General features: G+C 31.9%; 16 protein-coding genes. All 16 read left to right on the top strand.

The genetic code is table 11. The features are described from left to right. Window positions 1-112 precede the first annotated feature (112 nt). The 16 genes from IOC57_RS01460 (at window position 113) to IOC57_RS01535 (ending at window position 18,690) form a co-directional block, all read left to right on the top strand. Entirely contained in the window at window positions 113-877 is a 765-nt protein-coding gene (locus tag IOC57_RS01460; protein WP_207437040.1) for a tyrosine-protein phosphatase, read from the top strand. Window positions 878-1,187: 310 nt separating this feature from the next. Continuing rightward, window positions 1,188-3,008 carry a polysaccharide biosynthesis protein gene (locus tag IOC57_RS01465; RefSeq protein ID WP_286184426.1) on the top strand — a complete coding sequence of 607 codons (1,821 nt, stop codon included), beginning with the start codon at window positions 1,188-1,190 and terminating at the stop codon, window positions 3,006-3,008. 22 nt (window positions 3,009-3,030) lie between these two features. Further along, entirely contained in the window at window positions 3,031-3,927 is an 897-nt protein-coding gene (gene galU / locus IOC57_RS01470; RefSeq protein WP_207437042.1) for a UTP--glucose-1-phosphate uridylyltransferase GalU, read from the top strand. 450 nt (window positions 3,928-4,377) lie between these two features. After that, a complete protein-coding gene (locus tag IOC57_RS01475) occupies window positions 4,378-5,037 on the top strand; it encodes a sugar transferase (protein WP_286184427.1) in 660 nt (219 codons plus the stop codon). 66 nt (window positions 5,038-5,103) lie between these two features. Beyond that, window positions 5,104-5,976 (top strand): NAD(P)-dependent oxidoreductase, encoded by an 873-nt coding sequence (locus tag IOC57_RS01480; RefSeq protein WP_309487656.1) that lies wholly within the window; start codon window positions 5,104-5,106, stop codon window positions 5,974-5,976. Between the two features lie 26 nt (window positions 5,977-6,002). Then, on the top strand, window positions 6,003-6,818 hold the full coding sequence (locus IOC57_RS01485) for an aldolase/citrate lyase family protein (protein ID WP_207437044.1): 816 nt from the start codon (window positions 6,003-6,005) through the stop codon (window positions 6,816-6,818). 16 nt (window positions 6,819-6,834) lie between these two features. Next, on the top strand, window positions 6,835-8,070 hold the full coding sequence (locus tag IOC57_RS01490) for a glycosyltransferase family 4 protein (RefSeq protein ID WP_207437045.1): 1,236 nt from the start codon (window positions 6,835-6,837) through the stop codon (window positions 8,068-8,070). A 30-nt stretch (window positions 8,071-8,100) separates the two neighbouring features. Beyond that, window positions 8,101-9,132, top strand: coding sequence for a polysaccharide biosynthesis protein (locus IOC57_RS01495; RefSeq protein ID WP_207437046.1), 1,032 nt, complete (start codon window positions 8,101-8,103; stop codon window positions 9,130-9,132). Window positions 9,133-9,229: 97 nt separating this feature from the next. Continuing rightward, window positions 9,230-10,339: a capsular polysaccharide biosynthesis protein CapF gene (locus tag IOC57_RS01500; protein ID WP_207437047.1), complete on the top strand. Its 1,110-nt coding sequence runs from the start codon at window positions 9,230-9,232 to the stop codon at window positions 10,337-10,339. Between the two features lie 3 nt (window positions 10,340-10,342). Then, window positions 10,343-11,470, top strand: a complete 1,128-nt coding sequence (gene wecB, locus IOC57_RS01505; protein ID WP_207437048.1) for a non-hydrolyzing UDP-N-acetylglucosamine 2-epimerase — start codon at window positions 10,343-10,345, stop codon at window positions 11,468-11,470. Window positions 11,471-11,476: 6 nt separating this feature from the next. Continuing rightward, window positions 11,477-12,553 carry a glycosyltransferase gene (locus tag IOC57_RS01510; protein WP_207437049.1) on the top strand — a complete coding sequence of 359 codons (1,077 nt, stop codon included), beginning with the start codon at window positions 11,477-11,479 and terminating at the stop codon, window positions 12,551-12,553. Window positions 12,554-12,612: 59 nt separating this feature from the next. Further along, a complete protein-coding gene (locus IOC57_RS01515) occupies window positions 12,613-13,740 on the top strand; it encodes a glycosyltransferase family 4 protein (protein WP_207437050.1) in 1,128 nt (375 codons plus the stop codon). Between the two features lie 277 nt (window positions 13,741-14,017). Continuing rightward, a complete protein-coding gene (locus IOC57_RS01520) occupies window positions 14,018-14,515 on the top strand; it encodes an acyltransferase (protein ID WP_286184429.1) in 498 nt (165 codons plus the stop codon). Window positions 14,516-14,522: 7 nt separating this feature from the next. Next, the gene (locus tag IOC57_RS01525; protein WP_207437051.1) at window positions 14,523-15,854 is read left to right on the top strand and encodes a lipopolysaccharide biosynthesis protein; all 1,332 of its coding nucleotides are present in this window, start codon (window positions 14,523-14,525) and stop codon (window positions 15,852-15,854) included. Between the two features lie 318 nt (window positions 15,855-16,172). Next, window positions 16,173-17,396 carry a hypothetical protein gene (locus IOC57_RS01530; protein WP_207437052.1) on the top strand — a complete coding sequence of 408 codons (1,224 nt, stop codon included), beginning with the start codon at window positions 16,173-16,175 and terminating at the stop codon, window positions 17,394-17,396. A gap of 130 nt (window positions 17,397-17,526) precedes the next feature. Continuing rightward, entirely contained in the window at window positions 17,527-18,690 is a 1,164-nt protein-coding gene (locus IOC57_RS01535; protein ID WP_207437053.1) for a nucleotidyltransferase domain-containing protein, read from the top strand. The last annotated feature ends 221 nt before the right edge of the window (window positions 18,691-18,911 follow it).

The following is an 18,911-nucleotide window of genomic DNA, read 5'->3' on the forward strand; positions in this document are numbered from 1 at the left end:
CCTGTTTAATAGCCATATTATATGCTACTATTAATCAGGGTAATAATTCCTATCTGTTTTCTTAGTGATTAAGTCTATTATCCCATTTGTTTATAAAGGAAGTGTGTGAAATTTGATCGATATACATTGCCACATTCTCCCTGGTGTTGATGATGGAGCAGCGGAAATGAAGGAAAGCATGAACATGGCAAGAAAAGCGACTGAAGCAGGAATCACCCATATATTTGCCACGCCACATCACTTAAATGAGAAATACGTAAATGTGAAGAGTGACATCATGGATCGTGTTGTGAGGTTAAATGAGAGTTTTCAATTAGAAAATATTCCTCTTACCATTCATCCTGGACAAGAAATAAGAATACACCGGGACATATTTACTTCACTTGAAAAGGAAGAAATCCTAACACTGGACGATCATGGTACATATTTGCTGCTAGAGCTCCCGTCGGGAAGGGTTCCTACATACACACAAGAAGTGATTTATGAACTGCTGCTTAAAGGAATCACACCGATTATCGTACATCCGGAGAGAAATAAAGAATTGATAGCCAATCATAAACTATTATTTGAATTGGTCCAAGAAGGCGCGTTAACGCAACTTACCTCTGGCAGTATCATTGGAAACTTCGGCAAAAGTATCCAATCATTTTCAAAAAAAATCATCGAACATAATCTAACTCATTTCATTGCCACAGATGCCCATAATATAGGATCCAGAGGCTTCACGTTACAACAAGCCTATGAAGCAATTACAAAGGCATACGGAATACAACGTACATTTTATTTTAAAGAAAACGCTCAGCAGCTAATAAAGGGACAAAGTCCTTCCATTGAAAAGCCCGTGCCGTTCAAAAAGAAAATCTTGGGGATCTTTTAGAAAAGCAGAAAATTAGGTAACGCTTACATTATTATAAAAAAAATTTGTCTTCATGTAAAGTTTCAGGTGTGTAGTTATGGGGATGAACTTATAGAGTGATACATTACCTCCTTTTTGGTAAGTAGCTTGTTAAACGACAAATATCCCTTGGACTATAAGGACATTTTAACAAGTTGCAAAGGAAATATACAGAATAAAGCATTCTACTAGTAAAAATTAAATCATGTGAAATAGAATAGAATACTTTAAAACTAACTGAACTGTATTTTAATAGAGAGTAAATCAAACAATATTAAAGGGGGAAATGTGGTTGGCCTACCGAAAACGATTGACACTTCTGGCCCTATTAGACTCATTAATAGTCTTATCTGCCATTTATGTAAGTTATTTATTCTTGTATCCCTATTTGGAAATATTTAAATTACCAACACTCTTAGTCACATCAGTCTCTCTATTAATCAGCCATCATTTTTTTGCTTCTATTTATAAACTATATAAGAAGGCCTGGGAGTATGCAAGTGTTGGAGAGTTACTGTCCATCGTTAAAGCCGTAAGCCTATCGATTATCACAGTCATCGCCATCCAGTTAATGGTTTTTCAGGATGTTTATGTAAGGGCTATGGCCTTGACGTGGATGATGCATGTCATCCTTATTGGCGGTTCCCGCTTTTCGTGGAGAATGCTGCGTGACCGTTTGATACATAAACAAAAGGAAACCAGAAACACCTTGGTAATCGGGGCGGGATCGGCTGGAACCATGGTTGTACGTCAGCTTCTAAATAACTATGATACGGAGCTTAAACCAGTAGCATTCATTGATGATGATCCAAAAAAAGAAAAGCTAGACATATTAGGAATCCCTGTTGTCGGTAACTCCAAACATATACCCGAAATGGTGGGAAAATACCATATAGATAATATTGTCATTGCGATTCCGTCATTAAGTAAAAAAGAAATGAAGATCATCTTTGATGAATGTGTGAAAACGAATGCAAAAACACAAATCATGCCGATGATTGAAGATATTATGTTGGGGAAAGTAGCGGTAAATCAGTTTAAAGAAGTGGAAGTGGAAGATCTGTTAGGAAGAGAACCCGTTGAATTGGATATAACCAGTATATCTAAATATGTAACGGGCAAAACCATCCTGGTTACAGGGTCTGGGGGCTCAATTGGTTCCGAGATTTGCCGTCAGATATGCAGATTTTCACCCGGTAAACTCATTCTCTTAGGACATGGGGAAAATAGCATTTATCAGATTGACATGGAACTGAAAAAGTTATACGCCGATCAAATGGAGATCATCCCTGTCATCGCAGATATTCAAGATCGAGATAGAATATTTGAAGTGATGGAAACGTACCGACCAGATGTTGTTTACCATGCGGCTGCACATAAACATGTTCCACTAATGGAATACAATCCACGTGAAGCGATTAAGAATAACGTTTTTGGTACAAAGAATGTTGCTGAAGCGGCAGATACGTTTGGTGTAGGGGCATTTGTGATGATTTCATCCGATAAAGCCGTTAACCCAACAAATGTCATGGGATCGACGAAGCGTATTGCTGAAATGATCATCCAGCAGTTAGCAAAAAATAGCCCGACAAAATTTGTTGCGGTTCGTTTCGGAAATGTTTTAGGCAGCAGGGGAAGTGTCATTCCTTTATTTAAAAAACAAATCCAGGCAGGTGGACCAGTAACGGTCACCCATCCAGATATGACAAGGTATTTTATGACCATTCCTGAAGCATCCAGATTAGTCATTCAGGCAAGTTCTTTGGCCAGAGGCGGAGAAATATTCGTTCTTGATATGGGTGAACCAGTTAAGATTGTAGAATTAGCGACAAACCTTATCCAATTATCAGGTTATTCCATAGACGAAATTGGAATTGAATTTTCAGGAATCCGTCCAGGTGAAAAAATGTATGAAGAACTATTAGGGGAGAAAGAGGTCCATAGTGAAGCTGTATTCCCTAAAATCTTTATAGGAAAAGCGGTACTGGAACAGGAAGAGGAAATACAGTATCTTTTAAACTCCTATGATGATTTTTCCATACCAGAACTAAAAGAATTCGTAATCAATTTAGCTAATCGAAGAAAGAACAAAAATTTCTCGATAGTTAAATAGCCATAAGTAGGAGGACTAATAAGTGAAAAAAATCACAAAAGCAATCATTCCGGCAGCAGGATTGGGTACTCGTTTTTTGCCAGCCACAAAAGCGATGCCAAAGGAGATGCTGCCAATCATTGATAAACCAACGATTCAGTACATAGTTGAGGAAGCCGTTGCATCTGGAATAGAAGATATAATAATCGTTACCGGAAAAGGGAAACGTGCGATTGAGGACCATTTTGATTACGCTCCAGAACTCGAACAAAATCTATTGGAAAAAGGAAAAGTAGAGTTACTCAATAAGGTACAATATTCCTCTAATCTTGCTAATATCCATTATATTAGACAAAAGGAACCAAAAGGGTTAGGTCACGCTGTATGGTGCGCACGTAAATTTATTGGTGATGAACCATTTGCCGTACTATTGGGTGATGATATTGTTCAGAGTGAAACTCCTTGCCTAAAGCAGTTAATTAATCAGTTTGAGGAAACTAACCATTCAATTATCGGGGTTCAAACTGTACCTAAGGAAGAAACAAACCGCTATGGGATAATAGACCCTGCCTTTCAAGATGGACGACTTTATCAAGTGGAAAACTTTGTAGAAAAACCAGCTTTAGGTACAGCTCCTTCCAATTTAGCCATAATGGGAAGGTATATCCTTACTCCTGAAATCTTCAGTATGCTAGATCAGCAGGCAGCTGGTGCAGGCGGGGAAATTCAGTTAACAGATGCGATTCAACAGTTAAACCAGACACAGCAAGTTTTTGCTTATGATTTTGAAGGTAAGAGGTATGATGTTGGAGAAAAAATTGGTTTTGTGAAAACTACGATTGATTTTGCTCTTCAAAATCAGGAGCTTCGAGATGAAATCATTGCATATTTAAAGAAAACAGTACTAATTAATGAAAACAAATTGGTTTTTAAAAATTAAATATAGACGAGAAAGTTATATACCAAAAATGGTGGACTTTCATATAAAACCAAAAGATTTTCAAAGGTGATATTGTTAAATATTATTATGACGTAGTCCTTAACCAAACATAATTTATAATTCTATTTAATTATAAATTATGTTTGAAAAAGTTGCTTCTTAAAGTAATGAAGCAAAAAAAAGGTTTTTATACCTTTAAGTCTGAAATAGTGATAAATCTAACTGCTTAACTGCACTGCTCAATACTCTAGAAAATCCGTATGTATAAATTGGATCTAATTTAATTAGAATTACTAATATCCAGAATTGAGCTGCCACCATAAAATAAACATCAAATTTATATTTCAACAGGTTATCTTGTGTAAAATATATTGTTTTGCAGAAAGTAAAATTAGTTCAAAGTTTTGTAATTAGAGTAGCATAAAATTCAAGTAAATAAGGATGTTGCTTATGAAGCCATATTTAGTTCTTAAAAGAATATTTGATTTAATTTTTGCGTTAACTTTACTTATTATAATATCACCAATTTTGATTATAGTAGCAATTGTCATAAAGCTAGAATCTAGAGGGCCTGTCTTTTTTTTGCAAGATAGACTTGGTCGAAATGGACGGACGTTTAAGATATATAAATTAAGATCGATGATTGTCAACGCTGAAAAAATAGGAACAGGTGCTTATTCATATAAAGGGGACCCCAGGGTTACAAAAGTAGGTGCTTTTATTCGAAAAACCAGCATTGATGAATTGCCACAACTTTTCAATATTATTAAAGGTGAAATGAGTGTTATTGGACCACGTCCAACTCTTTTATATCACCCGTGGCCTATAGAGGAATATACAGAAGAGCAAAAAAAAAGATTTGATATGCGCCCTGGAGTAACAGGTCTAGCACAAGTAAATGGACGGAAAGAAGTACCATGGCTTGAGAGAATCAAATTGGATGTTGAGTACGTTAATAAGGTTAGTCTATGGGTAGACACAAAAATTTTCTTTAAAACCATTATCAAAGTATTATTTATGGGTGACAACTACAATACAAATCAGACAGCTAGTAATGTAACTCCTAAAGATAATATAAGTAAGCTATCTAAAGTTAAAAAAAAAGCATAAGGAGGAGTTAATATAAAAGCGCTACTTACAAATGCATATACGTTCAATAATGAACAACTCCTTCAAATTAAAAGTTTAGGGTACGAAGTCTCTTTATGGGAAAGTGAACTTGAACCATTACCTGAAGAGTTACTCGATTCTGAAGTAGTAGTATGTAATGGACTATTTCTATATAATGATATATCTAAATTTTCTAAGCTTAAATTAGTACAACTTACAAGTGCAGGACTTGATAGAGTCCCTATAAATGAAATAAGAAACAGAGAAATCAAACTTTTGAATGCACGAGATGTGTATAGCATTCCAATGTCAGAATGGGTAATTCTTAAAATTCTTGAAATATATAAAAATACGCGTTTTTTTGAAAGAGCCCAGAGTCGATGTGAGTGGGTTAAAAATAGAGAATTATTAGAGTTAAATGGCAAAACTGTAGGAATAATCGGAACCGGTAGTGTAGGCATTGAAGTAGCAAAACGAGTTAAGGCTTTTGGTTGTAAGGTCCTTGGGCTTAATACTAGCGGTAGTAATAACAAGTACTTTGATGACTGTATGTCTGTTAACAATATCACCCGATTTTTAGGTCAAATTGATATAGTAGTTTTAACCTTACCATTAACTGATAAGACATTAAACATGATAAATCAAGAAACGTTAAATAGTATGAAAGATGATTCGGTACTAATAAATGTCTCTCGTGGGGGTATTGTAAGCGAAAATGATTTACTTAGATGTCTAAATAATGGAAAAATAAGAGGGGCTGCTCTTGATGTATTTGATGAGGAACCACTTTCTAAAAATAGTGTCCTTTGGAAACATCCAAGAGTGGTAGTTACTCCACATAATTCATTTGTTTCAGATAATGTATCCGGCAGAATGTTCAAATTGATATATGGAAATTTAGAGCGTTTTATTAATAAAAGGCCTTTAAAACATATTTAATACAGAGAAGAAAGTGTAGGATCCATATGAATTTAAAACTTATGTATATAACAAATGAACCTGAAACGGCAAAGGCTGCTCAAGAAGCAGGAATTGACAGGGTCTTTATAGATTTAGAATTAAACGGAAAATACGAACGTCAAGGACATTTAGATACACATATTACCACTCATAAAATAGATGATATTAATAAAGTACGTAAAGTTTTAGATAAGTCTGATTTGTTAGTAAGGGTTAACCCTATATATAAGAGCACAAAGGATGAAATTAATAGAGTTATTGAATATGGTGCTGATGTTATTATGCTTCCAATGTTTAAGAATGATAGAGAAGTTGAAAGGTTTATTAATTTAGTAAATGGTAGGGCTAAAACATGTCTACTTCTTGAAACAGCACAAGCATTGGTTCGTATAGATGATATTTTAGAAATTGATGGTATTGATGAAATTCATATAGGACTTAATGATTTGCATATAAGTATGGGGCTTGACAGTATGTTTGAATTATTAAGCGGAGGCATACTGGATTACCTAAGTGAAAAAATCAAGAAAAAAGGGATTTGTTTTGGGTTTGGAGGTATCGCAAAAATTGGTACAGGAGTTATCCCGGCAAATATGATATTAGCTGAACATTATAGATTAAAATCGGAGAGTGTTATTTTATCTCGTGCCTTTCGCAATAATTTAAATGATGTCTCTGTGCAAGGGACAATATTAAAAAATGAAATTGAGAAGATTCGTAATAAAGAGTATGAATATAAAAAGTGGACAAAAGATGATTTTGAAATAAATAGAATTGAATTAAAGAAGATAATAAAACAATTAAATTATACTCTGACTTGAATGGCGGTAAGGAAATATGAAAATTCTTATGTTTAGACCCAGCTATTACCCAGAAATTTCTGGAGGTACTCATCTAGGTATGGACTTAGTTGAGGACATAATTAATGCTGGACATGAAGTAATACTTGTTACTCCATCTCCATGGAGAACAGATAAAGAAACGAGACTAAAATACAAAAATAAAAAAGTTGAGACACAATATAATGGCAGACTTACTATCTACAGAGTCTATGTTTCTGCGAATGAAAAGTCAATTTTCTCTAGAGCATTGAGAATGCTTTTCCTTACTTTAGGAATGTTAATTCGAGCTTGGAAAGTGAAGGGGATAGATTTGCTGATGAGTCATTCGATGCCTGTTTTTATTGGACCAACTAGTGTACTATTTGCACGGTTTAAAAAGGTGCCTGTTTTATATTTAGAAAATGATGTTGCATCCGAATCATTGATTTCTACTGGAGTTGTTCAAAAAGGATTAAAGAAGAAAGTTTTATATTCGTTCGGGAAGATATTAGAAAAAATATCTCTTAAAGGAAGTAATTTCACCATTACTATATCCGATTTATTCCGTAAAAGGAATATAGAAAGTGGACTATCGAAGGAAAAAATAGGTGTAATTTACAACTGGATAGATACTGAAAAAATATTCCCAATATCAAGAGATGATAATTATTTATTTGACAGGTTGAATCTTAACAGGGATATGTTTTACGTTACTTATTGTGGGAACATAGGGTTACCACAGAATCTTGAAATTTTTATTGATGCAGCGAAAGATTTACAACACATTAAGGAAATTCAATTCGTTATAATTGGCAATGGAGTTAGAAAGGAAGCTATTAGAGGTTATATAGAAGACTCAAAAACTACTAATATTAAACTATTTCCATTACAACCTCTAGAAGAAGCTGCATCTGTATATAGTATAGGTGATGTTGGTATAGTTATTGGGAAAAAAGGAACATCAAAGAATGGGTTCCCAAGTAAAACATGGACCATGATGGCTGCCGGTCAGGCCATTATTAGCTGTTTTGATTTGGATAGTGAACTGAGTAAGTGCATTTCAGATGGGAAATGTGGAATTCCAGTACAGCCAGACTCGAGTGATGAACTTAAAGAGGCTATTTTAGAAATGTATAATAACAGGGAGTTTACAGAACAGTGTAAAGTCAATAGTAGAGAATATGTCACTCAAAATTATTCAAGGAAAATAGCTACCAAAAAATATCTTGAAGTGATAGAAAGATTAAAATAAAACTTATATAAGTATAAGGAGTGTAAAAATATGTTTAAGAACAAAACCTTATTAATTACCGGGGGAACAGGGTCGTTTGGAAATGCAGTTATGAAAAGATTCTTAGATACTGATATAAAAGAAATTCGTATTTTCTCACGTGATGAAAAAAAACAAGATGATATGAGAAAGCAATATAAAAGTAATAAACTTAAGTTTTACCTTGGAGATGTTAGAGACTTGGCTAGTGTCAAAAATGCTATGCATGGTGTCGATTATATTTTCCATGCTGCTGCCTTAAAACAAGTTCCGTCTTGTGAATTTTTCCCACTAGAAGCCGTTAAAACGAACATTTTAGGTACGGATAATGTTTTAACAGCAGCTATAGATTATGGAGTCAAAAAGGTAATTTGCCTTTCAACTGACAAAGCAGCCTACCCAATTAACGCAATGGGGATTTCTAAAGCCATGATGGAAAAAGTTTTTGTTGCTAAAGCAAAAACTGTGGATCCAGAAAGAACGCTAATCTGTGGAACTAGGTATGGTAATGTCATGGCCTCACGTGGATCTGTCATCCCGTTATTTATTGAACAGATAAAAAGTGGTCAGCCATTAACCATTACGGATCCTAATATGACAAGGTATCTCATGAGTCTTGAAGAAGCTGTTGAACTAGTTATATTTGCGTTCCAAAATGCAGCAGCTGGTGACATTATGGTACAAAAAGCACCTGCAAGTTATATTGGAGATTTAGCTCAAGCAATTAAAGAATTATTTAACGCAGATAATGAGATTAAGGTTATCGGTACAAGACATGGAGAAAAATTATATGAAACCCTGCTTACAAGAGAAGAGTATGTAGTTGCAGAGGACTTAGGTGGTTTCTTCAGGGTACCTGCAGATAATAGAGATTTAAATTATGATAAATATTTTGCAGAGGGTGATAAAAAGCTATCATCAGAAGAAGAATATAACTCTCATAATACGCAAATCTTAAGTATAGAACAGATTAAAGAAAAACTACTTGAATTAGAGTATGTTCAAAATGAACTTAAGGATATGAAGGTACTTTCTTCAAAATAATAATACATGAATTAATTATTTGACTTTATCCTTGTTCAGGCATTAGCTTCAACTATTATATTTTCTTTTTAGGTACTTAGAAAGGTTGGTTTATATAGTGAAAATACTCGTTACAGGAGCAAATGGATTTGTTGGAAAAAATTTAATTGCAGAATTAAAAAATAAAGGATATGAAGATATTCTTATGGTTACTAGAGAAACAGAACCATCCTTATTAGATACTTATACAAAAGAATGTGATTTTGTTTTTCATTTGTCGGGAGTAAACCGTCCTGTTGATGAAAAGGAATTTATGCAAGGTAATTTCCACTTTACTCTTGGATTACTAGAGCTATTAAAAAAACATAATAATAAATCACCTGTGCTTAGTACCTCGTCTATACAGGCTGAAAAAGATAATCTATATGGTAGAAGCAAAAAGGCTGGTGAAGATGTCCTGTTTGAATATAGTCTTCAAACCGGAGCAGAGGTATTCGTATACAGACTCCCTAATTTATTTGGAAAGTGGAGTAAACCTAATTACAATACCGTTATAGCAACGTATTGTTATAATATTTCTAGAAATATGGATATTCAAATTAATAATCATGATGCCGAATTAGATCTCTGCTACATTGATGATGTTCTAGAAGAGTTTATAAATGCTTTAGAAGGAAATCCGACAAAAAAAGGACAATATTGCTTTGTGAAAACAACACATACTATTAAATTAGGGGATTTAGCTGAACGTATAAAAAGCTTTAAAGATAGTAGAGTAGCGTTAAGTATTCCGAATATGGAAGACGCCTTAATAAAGAAGCTTTACAGTACATATTTAAGCTTTTTACCAGAAGACAACTTTTCCTATGATTTAAAAATGAATTGTGATAACAGAGGTTCTTTTACAGAGTTTATTAGAACTCCTGAAAGAGGGCAAGTGTCGGTAAATGTGTCAAAACCTGGCATTACCAAAGGAAACCACTGGCATCATACTAAAAATGAAAAGTTTTTAGTCGTAAGTGGAGAAGGACTAATTAGATTTAGAAAGATAGATTCAGATGGAATTATTGAATATAGAGTAAGCGGTGAAAAGTTACAAGTTGTAGATATACCTACTGGATATACACATTCCATTGTAAATGTAGGGGAAAGCGATCTTGTAACAGTTATGTGGGTTAATGAATGTTTTGATCCAGAAAAACCAGATACTTACTTCTTGGAGGTATAATTAATGAAAAAATTAAAAGTTATGACAGTCGTTGGTACAAGACCAGAGATAATAAGACTATCAGCAGTGATAAATAAATTAGAAGACTCAAATGCAATAGAACATATCCTAGTTCATACGGGTCAAAATTATGATTATGAATTAAATGAAGTGTTTTTTAATGATTTTAAACTTAAAAAACCTACTTATTTCCTTGATGCTGCAAACGGAACGGCAGTAGAAACTATCGGGAATATTTTGATTAGAATTGATCCTATTATGGAAGAAGTAAAACCTGATGCTATATTGGTACTTGGTGATACGAATAGCTGCTTAAGTGCTATTGCAGCTAAGAGGAGACATATTCCTATTTTCCATATGGAAGCAGGCAACAGATGCTTTGATCAAAGAGTACCAGAAGAAACTAATAGAAAAATAGTAGATCATACAGCTGATATAAATTTGACCTATAGTGATATTGCAAGAGAATATTTGTTAAGAGAGGGACTACCTGCAGATAGAATAATAAAAACTGGAAGTCCAATGTTTGAAGTCCTCAATTCAAGAAAAGATGACATTGAAGAATCAGATATTTTAGAGAGATTAAACCTTGATGAGGGAAATTATTTTGTAGTGTCAGCTCACAGGGAAGAAAATATTAATTCAGAAACTAATTTCATGAATTTAGTTGATAGTTTGAATTCAATTGCTGAGAAGTACAAGATTCCAGTAATTGTGAGTACACATCCTAGAACTAGAAATATGATTAATGCTAAAGGGATAGAATTTAACTCTTTAGTGCAAACGATGAAACCATTAGGTTTTAATGATTATGTGAAGCTTCAAACAAAAGCGAAGGCAGTTCTTAGTGATAGTGGAACAATTAGTGAGGAATCTTCTATTCTTGGATTTAAAGCATTGAATATAAGACATGCTCATGAGAGACCTGAAGCAATGGAAGAGGCCTCGGTAATGATGGTAGGTTTAAAAAAGGAAAGAATATTACAAGGGCTAGAGATATTGAAGACACAAGAAAAGGATACACTAAGACTTGTTGGTGATTATAGTATGCCTAATGTATCTGATAAAGTTTTAAGGATTATACTGTCTTATACGGATTATGTGAATAGGGTTGTTTGGGGGAAGGTTTAATCTACTATGAATATTATGGTTTTTGATGTTCCAGCTGAAAAAGGTGGTGCGCTATCTGTTTTAAATGATTTTTACGATGAAGTCGTTGAGAGTGAGCATGCAAACATTAATTGGATATTTGTGTTAAGTAACCCAATATTGAACGAGACGGAAAATATTAAAGTTCTAAGGTTTCCATGGATAAAGAAAAGTTGGGGGCATAGGCTTTATTTTGATCAAGTCATTGCACCTAAATTAGTGAAGAAATATAAAGCGGATAAGGTTTTTTCTCTTCAAAATATCACAATTCCTCGTGTGAATTGTGAGCAGATTATTTATGTGCATCAATCATTACCTTTTGTCGAGTATAAATTCACATTCAAAAATAATAAACTGTTTTGGATAATTCAAAATATTATTGGGAAAAACATTATCAGTTCAATAAAAAAAGCAAAGAAAGTAATTGTTCAAACTGAATGGATGAAACAAGCTTGCGTTCAAAAAGCTAATGTGGAAAATCAAAAAATCGAAGTCATTTCACCAGCAATTAATTTTAAAATTAATAAATACTTTGTACCAGGTAATGAATCGCAAACAACATTTTTCTTCCCCGCGAGTGGTATGCAGTATAAGAATCATCAAGTAATTATAGATGCTTGCAAAGAGTTGAAAAATTTAATTCATTTAAAATATGAGATTATATTCACTCTAACAGGTAACGAAAGCCAATATGTTGAAGGACTTTATAATCAAATAAAGGAAGATCGATTACCGATACATTTTAGTAAAGCAATGTCTAGAGCAGATGTTTTTGCTATGTATGCAAAATCAATATTAATTTTCCCCTCTTATATTGAAACTTTTGGATTACCAATTCTAGAAGCTAGATTACACAAAGGAATTATTTTAGCTGCAGATACTCCTTTTGCGCATGAAATATTGGATGATTATGCAAATGCTTATTTTTTTAATCCTTTTGATTCTAATGAACTAGTTATATTAATTCAAGATATACTAAAGAATAAGATTAGCTATAGAGCTCCATTGAGTTCAAAAACAGAACTAAGTCAAAATAGAAAACTCATTAAAAGTGTTTTGCAGTAAGGTTTGTTTTCATTTGAATAAATAAAAAAACATCCAATTGTTGTGAAGGATCTGATGTTATGAAAGTTTTATATTTAACAAATATCCCTGCGCCGTATCGAGTTAGTTTCTTTAATGAACTAGGGAAAATGTGTGACTTGACAGTCCTATTTGAGCGTTCAGATGCAAATGATAGAAATAATCAATGGTTTGAAAATAAAAATGATAATTATAAGGCTTTTTATTTGAAAGGAAAGAAACTTAGAGCTGACTCCGCAATAAGTATTGAGGTTCTTAAGTATCTGAAAAAAGATTCTTATAATCTAATTGTTGTAGGTGGATATTCAACTGCTACAGGTATGTTAGCTATTAATTATATGAAGTTAATAGGAATTCCGTTTATTATCAATGCAGATGGTGGATTAGTTAACCGAGAAGAACATTGGTTTAAAAGAGCTATAAAGAAATATTATATTTCTAGTGCAGATTATTGGTTAAGCACAGCCAACGAAACAAGTGAATATTTAAATTATTATGGAGCAGATTCAAAAAGAATATTTTTATATCCATTTACTTCTATTCAAGAAGAATCAGTTCTTAGAACTCCTATTGATCAGAAAATGAAGAAAAGGTATAAACTTAAACTTAATATTAGTGAAGAAAAAAACATTTTATCTATAGGACAATTTATCTATAGAAAGGGCTTTGACGTATTATTAAATGCCTGTGTAAGTCTTCCAAAAAACTATGGTGTTTATATTATAGGTGGAGAGCCAACGAAGGAATATCTTATTTTAAAAGAAAAGCTAAATTTGTCAAATGTTCATTTTATTAATTTTAAAACTAAAAAAGAGTTAGAAGAGTATTATCTTGCAAGTGACTTATTTGTATTGCCTACTAGAGAGGATATATGGGGACTTGTAATTAATGAAGCTATGTCTTATGGCCTGCCTATCATTACTACTAATAAATGTGTAGCTGGACTTGAACTAGTAAAAAATGGTGAGAACGGTTATATTGTACCAGCTAATGATATTGGCAGGCTTGCGAAAAGAATAAACGAAGTTTTGGAAAGTGATATAATATCAGAAAACATGTCTAATAATAATTTAAATAAAATAAAAGGATATACCATTGAAAATATGGCCATTGAGCATATTAACATTTTTAAAACTATAATTAATAATAGGAAGAAAAGTGATAAATAAACGGCCTACTCCTATGGATTACTACAGGTAAAAAATTAAAGAGTATATTTTAGTGATCTATGAATTTATTATTAATTCAACATTTTAAAAAGGACAGGTTGGTCGATAGTAAGATACTTGTAATATTGGGCTTTTTTATAAAACTACTACCGGATAAATAAATCTTCATTATAATCATTGGGTTCCGTTCCCTTTTATATAATTTGAGATATTTAGTAGGTTCGATGAACTGAGTAGTTTGGGGAAGATAAATGATTTTAGGGTGAGGAAGATTGTCATGAAAAAGATTTTGTTTTATGTAATTCTTACTATACTTAATAAATTCTTTAAAGGAAGTAGATTTTTTGGTGTGAAGAATTTCCTGTTTTCGATTATTGACGTGGAAGTTGGTAAAGGATCTAAAATAGTTGGGCCGATTTATATTAATTATGGAAGTAAGATAAAAATAGGGAATGAGTGCTGGATAGGGAAAAAATTTACTGTGGATGGTAACGGTGATGTTACCATTGGCGATAGATGTGATTTTGCTCCGAATATTACAATAAATACTGGGGGTCATCAATTAGGAGACAGTCATAGAAGAGCTGGATTAGGATTGAAATCTAATACAATAATTGAAAGTGGAACCTGGATAGGGACGAATGTAACTATTGTAAATGGGGCTGATATAGGGGAGTCAGTAGTAGTCGCTGCAGGGGCGGTAGTAATAAATAATATAAAAAAAAATACTCTGGTTGCTGGAGTACCAGCAAAAGTAAAGAAAGAGTTGAGTTAGAGCCTTTATGAATTTCAAGATTAATTTAAGAGAACATTTAATCTTTGGACCTGTCATAAGAAATATATTTGGAATAGGGGTATTTCGAGCCCTTGGAGTCTTAACAAATTTTCTTCTGATAGGACTAGTATACCGGTATTTTTCAAACGATGAAATAAATGGAATATGGCTAACGATTTCATCAATATTAACATGGATGACCTTTTTTGATTTTGGAATGGGAAATAGCCTAAGGAATAAACTGACCGAATCTATATCAAAAAATGATAGTAAATTATCAAACATGTATATAAGCACGACCTATATATTGATGATAATACCTACTATAATAATTATTATAAGTGCTTGTATCTCTGCCCATTTTATTGATTGGATAACATTGTTTGGAATTGATGACAATATAATTTCTAATGAATACTTAATTTTATTTGTTTGTGTTGTATTTATTTTATATTCTATGAACTTTTATTTATCAATAGTATTTGCCATTTTACATGCTATATATAAATCATATATAATCTCTGGCGTACAAACCTTAGTCAACATAGTAAATATATTTTTTATATTTGTTCTGTACTTATTGAATGTTAATGATTTAATAATCTTAGGTTGTATATACATTGGAACATCTGTTGTAGTATTAGTGTTAACCACAATATGGATATTTAAAGTGAATAAACAAAATTTAACCTTTAGTTTTAAATACTTTAATAAATCATTAATTAAAGATATATTTAATGTAGGCTTGAAATTTTTAGTATTACAATTATCTATAATAGTATTATTTAATACTGATAATTTTTTGATTAGTAAATTTATAGGTGTTGAAGAAGTAACATCCTATCAATTGCTATATAAATTACTAAGTGTAAACACAATAATACTTGGAATAGTCCTTACCCCTATATGGACTAAAGTACTAAGAGATGTAACTGATAATAATTTAAATGAAAATAAAAAAACATTTTCCAAGTTATTACTAATATTTTCTTTATTAGTTATAGGAGTCATTGTTATGGGGTTTTTAGCACCTTTAATAATAAATGTTTGGACAGGATCTAACATTATAATTCCCAAAATATTAACGATATTAATGGTTGTTTTTACAATTTTTCACATGTGGTGCAATATATTTCAAAATATGTTAAATGGACTAAATAAGTTAAATATACAGATACTGTGCTATGGGATAGCTACAATTACAAATATTCCATTATCTATATATTTAGTTCAGTATACGGATTTGGGGGTATCTGCAATTATATTAGGGACTATTTTCTCACTACTCGTGCCAAGTATAATATTGCCGATTTATACCTTTAGATATTTTAATAAATAAAGTTTGTAATGGCTAATAATATAGTATCCTGTGTGCTGTTCTACTATCTGAGTTTATAGCGAAAATTCTGGGAATTAATCAAATCTTATAACAATGTTAAGAAAAAATTAGCCAATTACTTGTTTATGCGTATAAAAAAAGCAATATATCCTATAAAAATACAACAAGTAGTGTGCAAAAAAAATATCCGGAGGTTACTAAATTTTGAAACCTGTTGGTGTTTGGCGGAAGCATGCTTGATTCTAAAGCGATTATTACTCTTTGTAAGATAAAGTATTTAATCTAGAAAACCTTTTGGAATGGAGGGGAGTTTGAAAATTGGAAGTGCCTTTAGAGGAAAGAGGAAAGAATTTTTTTAGTTATAAAGACATAATATACTGCTTTTCAATTGCAATATATTGCTCAAATTTTCTTGATATAGGAAGTTATATTCCAATTATTTTTTTGCCATATATAACATACTATATATTTAAGAATAGATTTAACAGAGTATTTTATGCAACATCATTTGTTTTATTGTTTTTTAGTATTATTTACGCTTCAATGTTGTATTTTTACAAATTCGCGACATTACCAGCTATTATTGGTCGAGTCTATTATCCAATTTGTTTTTATATACTAGGAGATATGCTAGTTAAAAATGACTACCACTACAAGAAAACTTTTAGATACTTTTACTTAATAATAGTTTCAAGTACTATGTACGGGTTTCTATCTTTAATAAAAACTATCTGGTTGTATGGAGACATGACTTCTGCAATTGAATCAGAAGGACGTATGGTCATTAATCTTTGGGGGAATAACGTTATAAGTGCTACAGGTATGAATGCATATATTTCTTTAGGGTTAGGACTACTACCAATTTGTTTTTTATCTGATAAATACAAAAGCCAAAAATTAAAGATTGTTAGCATTATTTGTTTTTCTGCGGCCGTTTATACAACCTTAAATTTAGGAAATAGAACTGGGTTAGCCATTATTATATTATCTAGTTTGATGGTGATTGTGTTTACTGGAAAAATAGGGATGAAAAAAATTCTCAGATTAATTTTAATAATATTTTACTTATTGATCTTATACATTCTATATATTCAAAACTTTTTTGGAGTAAAGAATGCCTGGGAAAATACTTTAATGTATTCCCGTTTTACTACATCTGATTTAGGAGATGACCCAAGGTTTACTGCATGGAAGTCTACATTTATGGGTCTATTTGAAAATCCATTAGGTGGCAGACAAACAAATATAGAAATAGGTTATGCTCATAACTTATGGCTAGATATCGGTTATGATGTTGGAATTTTACCTAATATATTATTGATGATATTTACTTTAATTTCAATAATTTCTGTTATGTCTTTTATTACGTTAGAACACCCGATGTTTGTAAAAGGATTAATTATTGCATTGTATACGTCCTTTTTTATTACCTTTTTTGTCGAACCAATTCTACAAGGGCTAGTTGATTATTTTACTTTTTTCTGCTTTGTAGTTGGCGCTATCCAAAGGCTTAATTATGATTTTAAACGATTAAAATTCTAAATTAACAAAAAAATATTAAGTTTTTGGATTAAAAATCCGTTAATTAGAACTTACTAGGTATCTAAATTTTGAAATTGTTCTGTTTTTGGAATTACTTTAAAAATTAATGGTAATTTATAAGGAGAAAATAATGGATTACAATTTAAGTCTAAACTTGTCTTTCATCTCTAAGGAATTAAGGTTATTACTAGAAATTTTAGGAACGGAAAATGGTAAAATAGAGACATTTAAAAAGGAAGAAATCAGGAATATTGATTGGGATAATTTCCTTAAATTAGCTATACATCACCGCGTTTTTCCAATTGTATATTTAAAGTTAATTAAATTAGAAGAATTAATACCTTCAAATGTTATTGAGGCTTTGTACCAAAAGTTCAAAAGAAATACTTTTCAAATGCTACACTTAAGCAGTGAAATGGGGCAATTAGGTAAGTTGTTTAATGAAAATCAAATTAGAGTTCTTTTTTTGAAAGGGCCTGTAATTGCGTCTGATATTTATGGAGATATTTCTTTAAGAACTTCAAAGGACTTAGATATTTTAGTTCCAATAACTGACCTAGAAAAAGCAGAAAAAATAATTTTAAACTTTGGTTATGTACGAATGGGAGAAACCACTTTACAAAATGAGGTGAAATGGAAGGGGTATCACGTAGCTTATTTCAACCCTAAAAAGAAAATACTACTAGAAGTACATTGGCGGTTACAACCTCTTCCGTTGAACGTACCAAGTTTTAATGAATTGTGGGAAAGAAAAAGAGTAAGCAATATAACAAGCATTCCTGTCAATATGTTAGGGGAGGAGGATTTGTTTTTATATCTTGTTTCTCATGGTGCTCGTCATGGGTGGTTTAGACTTCGTTGGTTGTTAGATATTGATTATATGTTAAGAAAAGGATTTTATCTAGATCAATATAATACACTTTTGAAAAAATATCAAATCCCACATATAGTAGGACAGGCGCTAATTTTATCTTTACAGCTATTAAAATCTCCAATCAAAGAAGAAATGAAACCACTGATGTTAGAAAATCATTCAAAAAAGTTGGCTCAAAATACAATATTCTTTATCAGGGAAATGGTTCCATTACATATTATTACGTCCACATATAATTATAAGCGTTATCTATTCTCTTTAAATACATCATATTTGCAGAAAACTATCCACATTATTCTATTGTTTTACCCTAATACTATGGACGAAAAAACATTGAAGTTACCTAAGTCTATTTATTTTTTGTATTTTCCGTTACGGCCCTTATTATGGATCTGGAGAAAGAGAAAATGTACCACTTAAAGTAGAGGAGCTGGTGAGATCCCTTAAGATAAAACTGAACACTATACCCTTATAAAAAGGATAGTAGGGTTGGGAACTAGTAGATGATGCTTTCTCTTTCAAGTAGATAATAAATTAGCTAGCCTTATACAAACCAGCCTTAGTTCAGAGTTCAACGAACTAAGGTTATTTGAATTTTTGAATCGTTTATAATTGTAATTGGGATACACCAGAGTTCTTCA

Origin of the sequence: Bacillus sp. SD075 (assembly GCF_017355165.1) — a bacterium.
Classification (GTDB): domain Bacteria; phylum Bacillota; class Bacilli; order Bacillales; family DSM-1321; genus Peribacillus.

Coding starts and splice junctions, on each gene's coding strand:
- IOC57_RS01475 (WP_286184427.1), top strand. CDS start 4,378: ATGAAGCCATATTTAGTTCTTAAAAGAATATTTGATTTAATTTTTGCG.
- IOC57_RS01485 (WP_207437044.1), top strand. CDS start 6,003: ATGAATTTAAAACTTATGTATATAACAAATGAACCTGAAACGGCAAAG.
- IOC57_RS01490 (WP_207437045.1), top strand. CDS start 6,835: ATGAAAATTCTTATGTTTAGACCCAGCTATTACCCAGAAATTTCTGGA.
- IOC57_RS01495 (WP_207437046.1), top strand. CDS start 8,101: ATGTTTAAGAACAAAACCTTATTAATTACCGGGGGAACAGGGTCGTTT.
- wecB (WP_207437048.1), top strand. CDS start 10,343: ATGAAAAAATTAAAAGTTATGACAGTCGTTGGTACAAGACCAGAGATA.
- IOC57_RS01510 (WP_207437049.1), top strand. CDS start 11,477: ATGAATATTATGGTTTTTGATGTTCCAGCTGAAAAAGGTGGTGCGCTA.
- IOC57_RS01515 (WP_207437050.1), top strand. CDS start 12,613: ATGAAAGTTTTATATTTAACAAATATCCCTGCGCCGTATCGAGTTAGT.
- IOC57_RS01520 (WP_286184429.1), top strand. CDS start 14,018: ATGAAAAAGATTTTGTTTTATGTAATTCTTACTATACTTAATAAATTC.
- IOC57_RS01525 (WP_207437051.1), top strand. CDS start 14,523: ATGAATTTCAAGATTAATTTAAGAGAACATTTAATCTTTGGACCTGTC.
- IOC57_RS01535 (WP_207437053.1), top strand. CDS start 17,527: ATGGATTACAATTTAAGTCTAAACTTGTCTTTCATCTCTAAGGAATTA.